At 72.6% G+C, this 15,489-nt stretch carries 15 protein-coding genes; 12 read left to right on the top strand and 3 right to left on the bottom strand.

What is annotated here, in order from left to right:
- Positions 1–52 precede the first annotated feature (52 nt).
- Positions 53–667 (bottom strand): FMN-dependent NADH-azoreductase, encoded by a 615-nt coding sequence (locus OG349_RS17870; protein ID WP_327235570.1) that lies wholly within the window; start codon positions 665–667, stop codon positions 53–55.
- A 145-nt stretch (positions 668–812) separates the two neighbouring features.
- Here OG349_RS17870 and OG349_RS17865 point away from each other — a divergent pair, with 145 nt between their 5' ends.
- The 7 genes from OG349_RS17865 to OG349_RS17835 all read left to right on the top strand — a co-directional run bounded on the left by OG349_RS17865 (position 813) and on the right by OG349_RS17835 (position 6,951).
- The gene (locus OG349_RS17865) at positions 813–1,190 is read left to right on the top strand and encodes a winged helix-turn-helix transcriptional regulator (protein WP_327235569.1); all 378 of its coding nucleotides are present in this window, start codon (positions 813–815) and stop codon (positions 1,188–1,190) included.
- 208 nt (positions 1,191–1,398) lie between these two features.
- Positions 1,399–2,895, top strand: a complete 1,497-nt coding sequence (locus OG349_RS17860; protein WP_327235568.1) for a DUF2252 domain-containing protein — start codon at positions 1,399–1,401, stop codon at positions 2,893–2,895.
- Positions 2,896–2,978: 83 nt separating this feature from the next.
- Entirely contained in the window at positions 2,979–3,869 is an 891-nt protein-coding gene (locus OG349_RS17855) for a J domain-containing protein (RefSeq protein ID WP_442806393.1), read from the top strand.
- 58 nt (positions 3,870–3,927) lie between these two features.
- Positions 3,928–4,272, top strand: coding sequence for a rhodanese-like domain-containing protein (locus tag OG349_RS17850; protein ID WP_327235566.1), 345 nt, complete (start codon positions 3,928–3,930; stop codon positions 4,270–4,272).
- 56 nt (positions 4,273–4,328) lie between these two features.
- Positions 4,329–5,036 carry a DUF5819 family protein gene (locus OG349_RS17845; RefSeq protein ID WP_327235565.1) on the top strand — a complete coding sequence of 236 codons (708 nt, stop codon included), beginning with the start codon at positions 4,329–4,331 and terminating at the stop codon, positions 5,034–5,036.
- A complete protein-coding gene (locus OG349_RS17840) occupies positions 5,033–6,277 on the top strand; it encodes an HTTM domain-containing protein (RefSeq protein WP_327235564.1) in 1,245 nt (414 codons plus the stop codon). The genes OG349_RS17845 and OG349_RS17840 overlap by 4 nt, the downstream gene beginning before the upstream one ends.
- Positions 6,274–6,951 (top strand): TrmH family RNA methyltransferase, encoded by a 678-nt coding sequence (locus OG349_RS17835; protein ID WP_327235563.1) that lies wholly within the window; start codon positions 6,274–6,276, stop codon positions 6,949–6,951. The genes OG349_RS17840 and OG349_RS17835 overlap by 4 nt, the downstream gene beginning before the upstream one ends.
- A gap of 65 nt (positions 6,952–7,016) precedes the next feature.
- Here OG349_RS17835 and paaN read toward each other — a convergent pair whose 3' ends face one another.
- Complete coding sequence (gene paaN, locus OG349_RS17830) at positions 7,017–8,729, bottom strand: phenylacetic acid degradation protein PaaN (RefSeq protein ID WP_327235562.1); 1,713 nt, start codon at positions 8,727–8,729, stop codon at positions 7,017–7,019.
- 168 nt (positions 8,730–8,897) lie between these two features.
- On the opposite strand from paaN, the gene OG349_RS17825 reads away from it, so the two are divergent.
- Both OG349_RS17825 and OG349_RS17820 read left to right on the top strand, forming a co-directional pair.
- Entirely contained in the window at positions 8,898–10,421 is a 1,524-nt protein-coding gene (locus tag OG349_RS17825; RefSeq protein WP_327235561.1) for a 3-hydroxyacyl-CoA dehydrogenase, read from the top strand.
- Positions 10,418–11,017, top strand: a complete 600-nt coding sequence (locus OG349_RS17820; protein ID WP_327235560.1) for a TetR/AcrR family transcriptional regulator — start codon at positions 10,418–10,420, stop codon at positions 11,015–11,017. Before OG349_RS17825 ends, OG349_RS17820 begins: the two co-directional genes overlap by 4 nt.
- Before the next feature lie 52 nt (positions 11,018–11,069).
- On the opposite strand, the gene OG349_RS17815 is transcribed toward OG349_RS17820, so the two are convergent.
- A complete protein-coding gene (locus OG349_RS17815) occupies positions 11,070–11,684 on the bottom strand; it encodes an Lrp/AsnC family transcriptional regulator (protein ID WP_327235559.1) in 615 nt (204 codons plus the stop codon).
- A 173-nt stretch (positions 11,685–11,857) separates the two neighbouring features.
- On the opposite strand from OG349_RS17815, the gene pdhA reads away from it, so the two are divergent.
- From pdhA to OG349_RS17800, 3 genes are read left to right on the top strand one after another with little or no spacing between them, the layout of a single operon-like run.
- Positions 11,858–13,069: a pyruvate dehydrogenase (acetyl-transferring) E1 component subunit alpha gene (pdhA, locus tag OG349_RS17810; protein WP_327235558.1), complete on the top strand. Its 1,212-nt coding sequence runs from the start codon at positions 11,858–11,860 to the stop codon at positions 13,067–13,069.
- Positions 13,066–14,070 (top strand): alpha-ketoacid dehydrogenase subunit beta, encoded by a 1,005-nt coding sequence (locus OG349_RS17805; protein WP_327235557.1) that lies wholly within the window; start codon positions 13,066–13,068, stop codon positions 14,068–14,070. Before pdhA ends, OG349_RS17805 begins: the two co-directional genes overlap by 4 nt.
- Positions 14,070–15,452 (top strand): dihydrolipoamide acetyltransferase family protein, encoded by a 1,383-nt coding sequence (locus OG349_RS17800; RefSeq protein WP_327235556.1) that lies wholly within the window; start codon positions 14,070–14,072, stop codon positions 15,450–15,452. The genes OG349_RS17805 and OG349_RS17800 overlap by 1 nt, the downstream gene beginning before the upstream one ends.
- The last annotated feature ends 37 nt before the right edge of the window (positions 15,453–15,489 follow it).

Here is a 15,489-nt window from a genome sequence, read left to right as displayed (position 1 = left end):
GGGGTGGCGTCCTGGGACGCCACCCCCGAGGCCCGTTCTGCGCTGTGACGCGTCAGGCCGCGTGGCGGGCGCCCAGGGCCTTGGCCTTCTGGATCGCCTCCTCGTGGGCCTTCGCGCGGGAGGCCTCGGCGAGGGGGATGAGGTCGGCCATCTCCGGCTTCACGGGGGCCAGGGTCAGCTCCGGGACGATGAAGTCGATCTCGGTGATGCCGAGCATGCCGGTCAGGACCTTCTCCAGGTAGTTCTGGACGAACTCGAAGTCCTCGCGTGGGGTGCCGGGGGCGTACGACCCGCCGCGGCTGGCGACGATCGTGAACGGGGTGCCCGCCACCGGGCTGTCGGGGCCCGTGTTGGAACCCACGATGATCACCTGGTCGAGCCACGCCTTGAGGGTGGAGGCGATCGTGAAGTTGTACATCGGGGCACCTATCAGGACGGCGTCGGCCTCCGCGAGCTCGGCGGCCAGCTCGGCACGCAGCTCGTGGTCCGGCCCCGCGCCGACGGCCGCGGCGTCCAGGTGGGGGATCGGGGAGGCGGCGAGGTCGCGGTAGACGACCTTGCCCTCCGGGTGCTGCTCCAGCCAGGACTTCACGAAGGCGGCCGTGATGTCGCGGGAGGCGGAGCCCTGGGGGAAGAGGGCGGAGTCGAGGTGCAGAAGCGTGGCCATGACGGATCTCCATCGGGCAGGGGCGGGGGTGGTCCACGCACAGAGGCGAAGCTCCGTAAGGAACCAAGATTCTGTGCGTACCTATGGATAACATAGTCGCTTACTTTTTTTCATCCCGATCGGAAGGCGCCAGTACTCTGGGGACATGGCGGAGCGGAACGCGGAGCACAGCGAGGACGCGTGTAGGAAGGTCGACGTGGGGATCACCCGCGTCTTCGAGCTGTTGGGCAAGCGGTGGACCGGCCCGATCGTTTCCGTGCTGATGCAGCGCGCGGTCCATTTCGCCGAACTGCGGCGCGCCATCCCGGGGATCAGCGAGCGCATGCTCTCCGACCGGCTCACGGAACTGGCGGCCGCCGGGCTGGTCGTACGGGAGGTCGACGACGGGCCGCCGCTGCGGGTCGCGTACCGGCTGACGGAGGCGGGGCAGGCGATGGAGCCCGCGCTCAAAGAGCTGAGGATGTGGTCGGAGTCATATCTGCGCGAGCCACCGCCCGAGGGGTCCTGCGTTGGGAACTGCTAGAGGGTGTCCGCGGGGGCTCGGCTTTCTTCGTGGGCTCGTTCGTGCGCTCATTCGTGGGCTCATATGGCCGGAACGGGTGCCTGTCCGCAGTTGTCCACAGGGGGAGGCGGCCGGCTTCGCCCGGCGGTAACGTCGTGCTCAGTTGATGTTGGCCTGATTCAGCAGGAGCAGGCACGAGCACGTACGAGCACGGGGGAGGCGGCACGCCATGGGCGAAGTCGGATCGGCGGTGTCGGAGCGGTCGCGGGGCGCCGGGGGACGGCCGGCTCACACGGACGGTCGCATTCCGGAGGTGTCCGGATTCGCGCCGCGCGCGTCCGTGGCCGGAGCGCCCACGCCCAAGGCGCGGGGGCACGCGCTGCGGGACCGGGTGCCGCGCTCGTCGCACGACTCCCTCGTCCTCGCGGCCGGGCGGCCCGACGCGCTGCGGGCGGTCGAGGAGTCCAGCCGCGGCCGGGTGCCGGGGCTGACGCCGCTGCGGGTGGGGCGGATGGCCGCCACCCCCTTCGCGTTCCTGCGGGGCTCGGCGGGGCTGATGGCCCACGACCTGGTGGGCACGCCGGTCACCGGGGTCGGCGCTCAGATCTGCGGGGACGCGCACGCGGGGAACTTCGGTCTGTACGGGGACTCGCGCGGGCAACTCGTCATCGATCTCAACGACTTCGACGAAACCGTCGTCGGCCCCTGGGAGTGGGACGTCAAGCGGCTCGCGACCTCGCTGGTGCTGGCGGGCCGCGAGGCGGGCGCGGACGAGGAGACGTGCCGGCGCGGCGCCTGCGACGCGGTGGGGTCGTACCGGCGCACGATGCGGCTGTTGGCGAAGCTTCCCGCGCTCGACGCGTGGAACGCGATCGCCGACGAGCAGCTGGTCTCGCACGCCGACGCGCGGGATCTGGCCGGCACGCTGGAGCGGGTCTCGGAGAAGGCGCGCAACAACACGAGCGCGCGGTTCGCCGCCAGGTCGACCGAGGCCGTGCCGGAGGCCGACGGCTCCCCGGGCGCGGACGGCCGCCGGGGCGGGACGCGGCGCTTCGTGGACGCCCCGCCCGTCCTGCGGCGGGTGCCGGACGAGGAGGCGGCGGCCGTGGCCGCCTCGCTGGAGGAGTATCTGGGGACCCTGTCGGAGGACCGGCTGCCGCTCCTCGCGCGGTACGCGATCCACGACGTGGCGTTCCGGGTCGTCGGCACCGGCAGCGTCGGGACCCGGTCGTACGTGGTGCTGCTCCTCGACCACCGCGGGGAGCCGCTGGTGCTCCAGGTGAAGGAGGCGCGCGGTTCGGCCCTGTTGCCGTACCTGCCGGCCGCCGGTTTCGAGGTGCCCGAGGTGACGCACGAGGGGCGCCGGGTGGTGCTCGGGCAGAAGCGGATGCAGGTGGTCAGCGACAGCCTGCTGGGGTGGACGACGGTGGCGGGCCGGCCGTACCAGGTACGGCAGTTCAGGAACCGCAAGGGGAGCGTGGATCCGGCCGCGCTGCCGGCCGACCAGATAGACGACTACGGGCGGATGACCGGGGCGCTGCTGGCGCGGGCGCACGCGCACAGCGTGGATCCCCGGCTGATCGCCGGGTACTGCGGCAAGAACGAGGAGCTGGACGTCGCGGTGGCGGCCTTCGCCGTCGCGTACGCGGACCGTACGGAGGCGGATCACGCGGAGCTGGTGGCGGCGGTCAGGAGCGGGCGGATCGCGGCGGAGTCGGGCGTCTGACGGCGGGGGTCACGGGCCGGGGCGGGGCCCGGTCCGGGAGGCGGGGCGGGGGCGGGTTCGATCGCCCGTACGCTGGACGGGTGATGCACGACGCCCCTGGGGAGCCGACGATCCGTAACGACGACGAGCAGGACGTACAGGACGCGACGAGCGCGCCGAGCGCGACGGCGGACGCGGGAGGTGCGGCCGAGGCCGCCGTGCCCCGGCCCGAGGCGCGGCTGGAGAAGGCCGTGCGCGCCGCCGAGCAGGCGCTCATCGAGTTCGAGATCGCGCTGGAGACCTTCCGGGTCGAGGTGGAGAACTTCTCCCGGCTGCACCACCAGCGGCTCGGGCCGATGTACGCCAGGCTCGACGAGCTGGACGCGATGATCGCCGAGGCGACGGCCGCCCGGACCGGCGACCCGGCGGACGTGCGCAGGGCCGAGGAGGCCCGGGCGCTGGTGCAGCCCATGCCGGGGGTGGAGGAGCTGTTCCACGACTGGCTCGACTCGGAGGGGCTGTCGCCCGAGGCGGCGGCGATGCTGACCGACCAGCCCGTACGGCCGCCCAAGCGGGTCAGGCCGAGTGACGAGGCGCGCAAGCTCTACCGGGATCTGGCGCGCAAGGCGCACCCGGACCTGGCGCAGGACGACAAGGAGCGGGCCAGGCGCGAGGAGTTCATCACGCGCGTCAACGCCGCGTACGGGCGCGGGGACGAGCCGCTGCTGCGGGAGCTGACCGAGGAGTGGGCGGCGGGGCCCGCGCCCGAGGAGCACCGGCGCAGCGAGAGCGAGGAGCTGTACGCCAGGCTGGAGTGGCTCTCGCACCGCAAGGAGCTGCTGACGCTGGTCGCCAAGGAGCTGGAGGAGAGCGCCATCGGCGCGATGCTGCGGATGGCGCCCGACGACCCGGATCGGCTGCTGGAGGAGATCGCCGAGCAGTTGCTCGCCGAGGTCTCCGAGCGAGAGAGTCAGCTGGCGCAGCTGGCGCGGTAGGTTTCCGGAGTCGGAATCACCCGGCCGGCTCAGACAGGTACGAGAGAAGGCGACACCCATGAACTTCGCCCCGCTGCCCTCCGTGGACGTCGCGGCGGTTCCGTCCGACGGCTTGGTGCTGGACGTCCGGGAGGACGACGAATGGGCGGCCGGTCATGTCGAGGGCGCGCTGCACGTTCCGATGAGTGACTTTGTCGGCCGGTTCGGCGAGGTGACCGAGGCCGTGGCCGACGGGCGGAAGGCGTATGTGATGTGCCGGGTCGGTGGCCGCTCCGCGCAGGTCACGCAGTATCTGGTGCAGCAGGGCGTCGACGCGGTGAACGTGGACGGCGGCATGCTCGCCTGGGACGGCGCGGGGCGTCCGATGGTCAGTGACAACGGCGGCCCGGCGTTTGTCCTCTGAGCGTGGAGTGACCGGGGACCGGGCCGGGACCGCTCCCGGGTGGCGATCGAGGTGGGATGGATTCGTACGACCGTGAGGGTGTGAAGGCCGGGCCGCCGCCCGGCGCGGGCATAGCCGGTCTCTCCCTTCCGTACCAGGTGGTGGCCGCTCTCGCTCTGGCGATCGCCGGAGTGCTGGCCTGCGTCCACCTCGGCATGGTCTTCCTGCACGTCGCCCCGTCCAACACGCTCACCAAGCAGCACGGCGCGGCCGTCGACAGCTGGATCTATCCCGAGTTCGAGCAGAACTGGAAGCTCTTCGCGCCCAATCCGCTCCAGCAGAACATCGGCGTGCAGGTACGGGCAGAGGTAGAGGCGCCGGACGGCGCGCGGACGACCACCGACTGGATCGACCTCTCCGCCGAGGACGGCGCGGCGATACGGGGCAATCCCTTCCCGAGCCACATCGACCAGAACGAGCTGCGGCGCGGCTGGGACTTCTTCACCGGCTCGCACGACACGGACAACCGTCCGCAGGGGCTGCGCGGCCAGCTGTCCGAGCAGTACCTGCGCCGGATAGTGATGCTGCGGCTGGAGGACCACCGGCTGGGCGGTCCTGTGCGGCGGATCCAGCTCAGGTCGGTCTCGACGACCGTGGACGCGCCCGTGTGGAGCAAGCAGAAGTTCGACACGCGGCCCGCCTACCGGGTCTGCCCCTGGTGGGGCGTGACCTCCGCGGATCTTCCCGGGGGCGCAGGGAACGGTCGTACGGAGGCGAGCGGGTGAGCGGGCAGCAGGCCGGGCGGCGGGCCGGGCAGCGGTACGCGTACGCCGTCCAGCGCGTCACGGGCACCGCCCTCGGGCCGTACCAGAGCGCGGTCGTCCGGATCGGATTCGCCGGCACGTGGCTGCTCTTCCTGCTGCGCGAACTGCCGCACCGCCGGGAGCTGTACGGGCCCGACGGGCCGTGGAGCTGGACCATGGCCCAGCAACTGATGGCCAGGAACGGCGCGTTCAGCGGGCTGATGTGGTCGGACAGCGCGGTCTGGTTCGAGATCGTCTTCGCCGTGGCCGTCGTGTCGGCCGCGCTGCTGATGGCCGGCTGGCGCACCCGCACGACGTCGGTGCTGTTCATGTTCGGCGTGCTGTCGCTCCAGAACCGCAGCATCTTCATGGGCGACGGCGGCGACAACGTCATCCACCTGATGGCGATCTATCTCGTGGTGACCCGCTGCGGTCAGGTCTGGTCGCTGGACGCCCGGCGCGCGGCGCGGGCCGCCCGCGAGGCGGATGCCGAGGCCGCTGAAGGGGAGGACAGGGCAGGCGCCGTACGGGACCGGGTGGGGCCCGTCCTGTGGGTCCTCATGGGCGCCTTCCTCCTGGTCGGGACGCTGACGGCGGACCGGTTCGAGATCGAGACCTGGCTGGCGGTCCTGTTCTGGGGCGCCTGGGCGGCGCAGGGGCTGTGGTGGCTGACGGGCCACTACGCGCCGGGCGGGCAGCCGCGCGCGCTGCTCGACGTCCTCGCGAACCTTCTCCACAACGCCGGACTGATGGTCATCATGGCCGAGGTCTGTCTCGTGTACGCCACCGCCGGCTGGTACAAGATCCAGGGCACGCGCTGGCAGGACGGCACGGCCCTGTACTTCCCGCTCAAACTGGACTACTTCACACCCTGGCCCGCGCTCTCCGGTGTCCTCGCCGCCAGCGGGGTGGTGGTGATGCTGGTGACGTACGCCACGGTGGTGGTCCAGGTCGCCTTCCCGTTCACGCTCTTCAACCGGCGCGTCAAGAACGTCCTGCTCGTCGCGATGATCCTGGAGCACGCGGGCATCGCGGTGCTGCTCGGGCTGCCGTTCTTCTCCCTGGCGATGATCGCCGCCGACGCCGTGTTCCTGCCGACGGCCTTCCTGCGGTGGCTCGGGGACCGGGTGTCGGGGCGGTGGCGCCGGCTGTTCCGCCGGACCACGGCCCTGCCAGGACAGCGCGGCGAGCGGGAACCGGAGCCCCGTACTCTCGTGGGGTGAGCAGCGAAGCACGGGCCGGGGACGAAGCGCCCGTCCAGTACGACGACGGGTTCGGCAAGGAGATCGGTGTCGGGCCCCATCCGGAGCCGTGGCCGAGGGGTGAGCGGTACGACCCCGGGCTGCTGGCCGGCGGCGACCGGCGCAACGTGGTCGACGGCTACCGGTACTGGACGCACGAGGCGATCGTCGCCGATCTCGACACCCGGCGGCACGACTTCCATGTGGCGGTGGAGAACTGGGGCCATGACTTCAACATCGGCTCCGTGGTCCGTACCGCCAACGCCTTCCTCGCGCGGGAGATCCACATCGTGGGGCGGCGGCGCTGGAACCGGCGCGGGGCGATGGTCACCGACCGCTACCAGCATGTGCGCCACCACCCCGGCACCGCCGAGCTGACCGCCTGGGCGGCGGCCGAGGGCCTGCCGATCATCGGGATCGACAACCTGCCGGGGGCCGTACCGCTGGAGCGGACCGAGCTGCCGCGCCGCTGTGTCCTGCTCTTCGGCCAGGAGGGTCCCGGGCTGACCGAGGAGGCCAGGAAGCACGCCGCGATGGTCTGCTCGATCGCCCAGTTCGGCTCGACGCGCTCGATCAACGCGGGCGCGGCGGCGGCGATCGCCATGCACGCGTGGATCCAGCGCTACGCGGACGTCCCGGCGCCGCCCACCGCCTGAGGCCGGCCACCGCCTGAGGCCGGCCGGCCCCGGAGGGCCAGGCCGGGCGGACGCCCCCTGAGACCTCACGCCTGGCGGCGGACCTCCACCACGCGGAAGCGGTGGGCGACGAAGGCCGCGTCGCACAGGGCGGCGTTGGCCGCCGGGTTGCCGCCGGAGCCGTGGAAGTCGGAGAACGCCGCCGTCTGGTTCACGTACACCCCGCCGGTGAGGTTCAGCGAGAGCTGCGCGGACTCCTCCAGGCAGACCTCCTCGACGGCGCGCTCGGTGGCCTCGGAGGTCGTGTACGCGCCGACAGTCATCGCGCCCCGCTCGCGCACGGTCCGCCGCAGCAGCTCCAGGGCGTCCTCCGTCGAGTCGACGGCGACCGCGAACGACACCGGGCCGAAGCACTCGGACAGATACGGCACCTCCGCCTCGATGCCCTCTTCCCAGGCCTTGTCCCACGCCTTGCGCGCGCCGTCGGCCCGGACGATCGCGGGCGTACGCACCACGGCGTCCGGGAAGTCCGGGTGCGGGACCTCGCGGGAGGCGAGCGCGACCTCGCCGAGCGTGCCGGCCGTCGCCAGCCGGTCCTTCACCCCGTCGTTCACGAGCGCGCCGAGCAGGGCGTTGGCCCGCGCGTCGTCGCCCAGCAGGCCGTCCACCGCGGCGGCGAGGTCCGCGACCACCTCGTCGTACGACTTCTCGCCCGCGTCGGTCGTGATGCCGTCCTTGGGGATGAGCAGGTTCTGCGGCGTGGTGCACATCTGGCCGCTGTACAGCGACAGGGAGAAAGCGAGGTTGGAGAGCATGCCGCGGTAGTTGTCGGTGGAGTCCACGAGGACGGTGTTGACCCCGGCCTTCTCCGTGTAGACCTGCGCCTGGCGGGCGTGGGTCTCCAGCCAGTCGCCGAACGCGGTGGACCCCGTGTAGTCGATGATCCGGATCTCGGGGCGGACGGCCAGGGTCTTGGCGATGCCCTCGCCGGGACGCTCCACGGCGAGCGCGACCAGATTCGGGTCGAAGCCGGTCTCGGCGAGCACTTCGCGGGCGACCTTCACCGTCAGCGCGAGCGGCAGGACCGCGCGCGGGTGCGGCTTGACGAGGACGGCGTTGCCCGTGGCGAGGGAGGCGAACAGGCCCGGATACCCGTTCCACGTGGGGAACGTGTTGCAGCCGACCAGCAGCGCGATGCCGCGCGGGACGGCGGTGAAGGACTTCGTCAGCTCCAGGGGGTCGCGCTTGCCCTGCGGCTTGGACCAGTCCGCCACCGACGGGGTGCGGGTCTGCTCCGCGAACGCGTACGCCACCGCTTCGAGGCCGCGGTCCTGGGCGTGCGGCCCGCCCGCCTGGAACGCCATCATGAAGGCCTGGCCGCTGGTGTGCATCACCGCGTGCGCGAACTCGTGCGTCCGGGCGCTGATCCGCGCCAGGATCTCCACGCAGACCAGGGCGCGGGTCTCGGGCCCCGCGTCCCGCCAGGCGGCCGTGCCCGCGCGCATGGCGGGGAGCAGGACGTCCACGTCGGCGTGCGGATAGGTGACCTCCAGCGCCGGGCCGTAGGGCGAGACCTCGCCGCCCGTCCAGCCGTCCGTGCCGGGCTGGTCCAGCTCGAAGCGGGTGCCGCGCAGGGCCTGGAAGGCGGCGAGGCCGTCGGCCGGCGCGCTCTCGCCGTACGCCTTCGGGTGCTCGGGGTGCGGCGACCAGTAGGCGCGGGTGCGGATCGTGTCGAGGGCCTGGTCGAGCGTGGGCCGGTGCTTCTCGGAGAGCTGCTGGGGGCTGAGACGGGCGGCCATGAAGGACCAACTCCTCGTCGAGCTGGGCGGGAACAGGGGCATGAGCGAACAGTCAGAGCTAGAGTAACCGAACGATCGGTCGGGACAAGTGGGCCGGGCCAACCTGTGGATAACCCGGCGTCCGGCGCCCGCTCATCTGTGGACAACTTATGCGGGAGGATTGCGTTCATGACAGCAATCGAGACGGGCCGTGTCGTCGCGGTCGTCGGCACCGGCACCATGGGCCAGGGAATCGCCCAGGTGGCGCTGGTGGCCGGCCATCCCGTACGGCTCCACGACGCGATGCCGGGACGGGCGGCGGAGGCCGCCACCGCGCTCCTCGCCCGTCTCGACCGGCTGGTGGAGAAGGGCAGGCTCGGCCCGGCGGAGCGGGACGCCGCCCGCACGCGGCTGCGTCCGGCCACCCACCTCTCGGAGCTGGCGGACGCCGCGCTCGTCGTGGAGGCCGTCCTGGAGGACCTCACGGTCAAGCGGGCCCTGTTCGCGGCTCTGGAGGACATCGTCGGGGACGACTGCGTCCTCGCCACCAACACCTCCTCCCTCTCCGTCACCGCCGTCGCGGGCGGCCTGCGCCGCCCCGGGCGCTCCGTGGGACTGCACTTCTTCAACCCGGCGCCCCTCCTGCCCCTCGTGGAGGTCGTCGGCGGCTTCGCCACGGACCCGCAGGTCGTCCAGGACGCGTACGACACCGTCCTGGCCTGGGGCAAGACGCCGGTGCGCAGCGAGGACACCCCCGGCTTCATCGTGAACCGGATCGCGCGCCCCTTCTACGCCGAGGCCCTGCGGGTGTACGAGGAGGGGGGCGCCGACGCCGCCACCATCGACGCGGTCCTGCGGGAGAGCGGCGGCTTCCGGATGGGCCCCTTCGCGCTGACCGACCTGATCGGCCAGGACGTCAACGAGTCCGTCACCCGGTCCGTCTGGGAGGCCTTCTCCTACGATCAGAAGTTCACCCCGTCACTGGCGCAGCGCCGCCTGGTCGAATCGGGGCGGCTGGGCCGCAAGTCCGGGCGCGGCTGGTTCCCGTACGGAGAGGGCACCGAGGGCCCGGCCGCGCCGCACACCGCGGCGCCGGCGGCCGCGCCCGCGTCCGTCTCCGTATACGGAGACCTGTTCGCGGCGGACGTGCTGCCCGAGCTGATCGCGGAGGCGGGCATCGGAGTCGTACGCGAGAAGAGCCCGGATGCGGACCGCCCCGGCTGGATCGAACTGCCCGGCGGAACGCGCCTGTTCCTGTCCGACGGCTCGGCCGCCGACAACGCCGACCTGCCCGTGATCCACTTCGATCTCGCGCTGGACTACCGCACCGCGACGCGGATCGCGCTCGCCCCCGCGTCCCGGGTGGACGAGGCGTCCCTCGCGCAGGCCGTCGGCCTGTTCCAGGCGCTGGGCAAGGACGTGAGCGTCATCGCCGACGTCCCTGGCATGATCGTGAGCCGTACGGTCGCGATGCTCGTCGACTTCGCGCTCGACGCGCGGGCGCGCGGGGTGGCGACCGGTGAGGCCGTCGACACCGCGATGCGCCTCGGCGTCAACTACCCGCGCGGGCCCGTCGAGTGGGGCGCGGAACTGGGCGCCCGCTGGGTGCTGACCGCACTGGAACTCCTCCACGACGAGTACCCCACGGGCCGCTACGCCCCTTCCCAGGCGCTCCGCCGCCTGGCCGCCGCGCTGGAGGACGACGCGTCATGACCACGCCCAAGCGGGACACGTACACGCCCGAGACCCTGCTGACCGTCGCCGTGCGGGTCTTCAACGAGCGGGGCTACGACGGCACGTCCATGGAGCATCTCTCCAAGGCGGCCGGGATCTCCAAATCCTCCATATACCACCACGTGGTGGGCAAGGAGGAGTTGCTGAGGCGCGCGGTCAGCCGGGCGCTCGACGGGCTCTTCGGGATCCTCGACGAGGACGGGGCGTCGCGCGGCCGGGCGGTCGAACAGGTCGAATACGTCGTCCGCCGCACGGTCGAGGTGCTGATGGCCGAGCTGCCGTACGTGACGCTGCTGCTGCGCGTGCGCGGCAACACGCAGACCGAGCGCTGGGCGATGGAGCGGCGCAGGGAGTTCGACCAGAGGGTGGCCGGTCTGCTCAAGGACGCGGCGGCGGACGGGGACCTGCGGGCCGACATGGACACGCGGCTGGCGACCCGGCTGCTCTTCGGGACGATCAACTCGCTGGTGGAGTGGTACCGCCCGCAGCCGGCCGGCGGGTACGACCGCGAACAGGTCGCGGACGCGGTGGTACGACTGGCCTTCGACGGGCTGCGCAGAGCACGGACGAAGTGAAGTAGGGGGCCGGGGGCCTGAGCGGGCGCCGGGGAGCTGAGCCGGCCGCCTCCTAAAGAGGCGCGCGCGGGGGCGGGCCCTGGGGGCCCGGAGTGCCCTGGTCCAGGTCCGTCTCCTCGAAGACCAGCAGCGTGCGGGTCGAGAGCACCTCGGGGATCGCCTGGAGCCGGGTGAGGACCAGTTCGCGCAGGGTCCTGTTGTCCGCCGTGTGGACCAGCAGCAGGACGTCGAAATCACCGCTGACCAGCGCGATGTGGGTGGCGCCCGGCAGCCCCTGGAGCTGCTCGCGCACCGTGCGCCAGGAGTTCTGCACGATCTTGAGGGTGATGTAGGCGGAGGCGCCCTGCCCCGCCCGCTCCTCGTTCACCCGGGCGCTGAACCCGCGGATCACGCCGTCGTCTATCAGGCGATTGATCCGCGCGTACGCGTTGGCGCGCGAGACGTGGACCCGCTCGGCCACGGACCGTACGGAGGCCCGGCCGTCCGCGCGGAGGATCCGCAGGATGTCGCGGTCTATCGCGTCCAAAGGACGCGGCGGCAGAGCGGCTGGTGGAGCGCTCGGCGGAACAGCCGGTTGCGGGGTCGGCGGCGGGATCGGTGCCGCGCCCTCGCCGCCCTCCGCGCCGGACGCCCGGTCCGTGCCCTCGGCCATTTGTTCAGCTCCCATGTCTCCCCGCCTCTCCCCCATGGACGACCTGTGTCCATCCCAGGCCGCCCGGCACCGTTTGTCCACAGGCTGAGGGCGTGTGTAGCCAAATTGCCGCCACGACCGAACAATCGGTAGGTGAGGCGTGCCACATCCCGGCACCCCAGGTTCGTTTCCCACGAGGAGGTGCACGCGTGAAGAAGAGCAGTACTTCGGTTCAGGAACTGCCGGGTGCCGCCGTCCGCCGGCCCACCCCGCCCCCGGCGTGGCAGCCGCGTACCGACCCGGCCCCGCTGCTTCCGGACCCCGAGCCGTTCCGCGTGCTCGGCACGCCCGCCGCGGCCGGCGCCGACCCCGCGCTGCTGCTGCGGCTCTACACCGAGCTGGTCCGTGGCCGCCGGTACAACACGCAGGCCACGGCCCTGACCAAGCAGGGCAGGCTCGCGGTCTACCCGTCCAGCACCGGCCAGGAGGCCTGCGAGGTCGCCGCCGCGCTGGTCCTGGAGGACCGGGACTGGCTCTTCCCCAGCTACCGCGACACCCTCGCTGCCGTGGCGCGCGGGCTCGACCCCGTACAGGCCCTGACGCTGCTGCGCGGCGACTGGCACACCGGGTACGACCCGCACGAGCACCGCGTCGCGCCCCTCTCCACGCCCCTCGCCACCCAGCTGCCGCACGCGGTGGGCCTGGCGCACGCGGCCCGCCTCAAGGGCGACGACGTGGTCGCGCTCGCCCTGGTGGGCGACGGCGGGACCAGCGAGGGCGACTTCCACGAGGCGCTGAACTTCGCGGCCGTGTGGCGGGCCCCGGTCGTCTTCCTCGTGCAGAACAACGGCTTCGCGATCTCCGTGCCGCTCGCCAAGCAGAGCGCGGCGCCCTCCCTGGCCCACAAGGCCGTCGGGTACGGGATGCCGGGCCGCCTGGTCGACGGGAACGACGCGATCGCGGTGCACACCGTCCTCGCGGAGGCCATGGACCGGGCCAGGCGCGGCGAGGGGCCGACGCTGGTCGAGGCCGTGACGTACCGCGTGGAGGCCCACACGAACGCCGACGACGCGACGCGCTACCGCGAGGACAGCGAGGTCCAGGCGTGGCGCGCGCACGACCCCGTGAAGCTCATGGAGCGCGAGCTGCTGGAGCGCGGTGTCCTGGACGAGGCCGGTATCAAGAAAGCGGCCGAGGGCGCCGAGGTGATGGCCGCGCGGCTGCGGGAGCGGATGAACGCCGAGCCGACGCTCGACCCCATGGACCTGTTCACGCATGTCTACGCCGAGCAGACCACCCAGTTGGCGGAGCAGGCGGCGCTGCTCCGGGCGGAGCTGGAGGCGTCGGCGGATCCGGCGCCGTCCGGAGACGCCCGGGACGCCGGGAGCACCGGCGGGGAAGCGGCGGGTGAGCGGCGATGACCACCACCGCGGTGAAGCCCGCCACGATGGCGTCGGCCCTCCAGCGCGCGCTGCGGGACGCGATGGCGGAGGACCCGTCCGTCCACGTCCTGGGAGAGGACGTCGGCACGCTGGGCGGGGTCTTCCGGATCACCGACGGCCTGGCGGCGGAGTTCGGCGACGACCGCTGCACGGACACCCCGCTCGCCGAGGCGGGCATCCTGGGGACGGCCGTCGGCATGGCGATGTACGGGCTGCGGCCCGTGGTCGAGATGCAGTTCGACGCCTTCGCCTATCCGTCGTTCGAGCAGCTCATCAGCCATGTGGCCAAGATGCGCAACCGCACACGCGGGGCGATGCCGCTGCCGATCACCGTGCGGGTGCCGTACGGCGGCGGGATCGGCGGGGTCGAGCACCACAGCGACTCCTCCGAGGCGTACTACATGGCGACCGCAGGGCTCCACGTCGTGACACCGGCGACGGTGGACGACGCGTACGGCATGCTGCGGGCCGCGATCGCCTCCGACGACCCGGTGGTCTTCCTGGAGCCGAAGCGGCTGTACTGGTCGAAGGCGCAGTGGTCGCCGGACGAACCGGCCGCGGTCGAGCCGATCGGGCGCGCGGTCGTACGGCGCCGGGGCACGAGCGCCACGCTCATCACGTACGGGCCCTCCGTGCCGGTCTGTCTGGAGGCGGCCGAGGCGGCCCGCGCCGAGGGCTGGGACCTGGAGGTCGTCGACCTGCGCTCGCTGGTGCCGTTCGACGACGAGACGGTGGCCGCGTCCGTACGGCGTACGGGCCGGGCGGTGGTGGTCCACGAGTCCACCGGTTTCGGCGGACCCGGCGGGGAGATCGCCGCCCGGGTCACCGAACGGTGCTTCCACCATCTGGAGGCGCCGGTGCTGCGGGTCGCGGGATTCGACATCCCCTATCCGCCGCCCATGCTGGAGAGGCACCATCTTCCCGGGGTGGACCGGGTGCTGGACGCGGTCGCGCGGCTCCAGTGGGAGACGGAGAGCTGATGGCCCAGGTGCTCGAATTCAGGCTGCCCGACCTCGGGGAGGGACTGACCGAGGCGGAGATCGTCCACTGGCTGGTGGAGGTGGGCGACGTCGTCGCCATAGACCAGCCGGTCGTGGAGGTCGAGACGGCCAAGGCGATGGTCGAGGTGCCCTGCCCGTACGGGGGTGTGGTCACCGCGCGCTACGGCGAGGAGGGCACGGAGCTGCCCGTCGGGGCCCCGCTGCTGACCGTCGCGGTAGGCGCGTCCGAGCCCGTGGCGGACGGGGGGCAGGCACCGGAGAAGGCCGCCGCTCCGGAGACGTCGCCGGCCGACGAGGGGTCGGGCAATGTGCTGGTCGGGTACGGCACGGGCGCGCCCGCCGCGCGCAGGCGCCGGGTCCGGCAGGCGTCCCCGGCGGTCGCTTCCGTCCCCGCCGCGCCGGCGGTGGCTCCCGTGCCCGCGCCCGTTGTGGCGCGGGCGAACGGGTCCGCCGGTCCCGCCGGTCCTGTCGCGGTCGTGTCGCCGCTGGTCCGCAGGCTCGCGCGGGAGAACGGCCTCGATCTACGGACGCTGACGGGTTCGGGGCGCGAGGGCCTGATCCTGCGCTCGGACGTCGAACAGGCCGTCCGGCGGGCGGCCACGGAGGCGCAGACCCCTGCCTCCGAGTCCACGGAGGCGGCGGGAACCGCCGGATCCGTGAGCGCGCGGCCGGACGTCGTCCGGGTGCCGCTGCGGGGCGTACGGGGCGCGGTCGCGGACAAGCTGTCCCGCAGCCGCCACGAGATCCCGGACGCCACCTGCTGGGTCGACGCGGACGCGACGGAGCTGATGGCGGCCCGTACGGCGATGAACGCGGCCGGCGGCCCGAAGATCTCCCTCCTCGCGCTGCTCGCCCGGATCTGTGTCGCGGGCCTCGCCCGTCACCCGGAGCTGAACTCCACGGTGGACCTGGCCGCCAAGGAGATCGTGCGGCTGCCCGGCGTCCATCTGGGCTTCGCCGCCCAGACCGAGCGCGGGCTGGTGGTCCCGGTCGTGCGGGACGCGCACCGCCGTGACGCGGAGTCCCTGAGCGCCGAGTTCGCCCGCCTGACGGAGGCGGGCCGCTCCGGCACGCTGACACCGGGCGACCTGACCGGCGGGACGTTCACGCTCAACAACTACGGGGTGTTCGGGGTCGACGGTTCGACGCCGATCATCAATCACCCGGAGGCCGCGATGCTCGGGGTGGGCCGGATCATCCCCAAGCCGTGGGTGCACCAGGGGGAGTTGGCCGTACGGCAGGTCGTCCAGCTGTCCCTCACCTTCGACCACCGGGTCTGCGACGGCGGTACGGCGGGCGGCTTCCTCCGTTATGTGGCGGACTGCGTCGAGAACCCGGCGGTGCTCCTGCGGACCCTCTGAGAGAAGCAGGTGACCCGGACCGGGGTCCGTGCTTCGA

The sequence above is a fragment of the Streptomyces sp. NBC_01317 genome (assembly GCF_035961655.1).
Lineage (GTDB): Bacteria > Actinomycetota > Actinomycetes > Streptomycetales > Streptomycetaceae > Streptomyces.
Note: the sequence above shows the minus strand (reverse complement) of the source record. Positions and strands in the feature narration are given on the sequence as shown.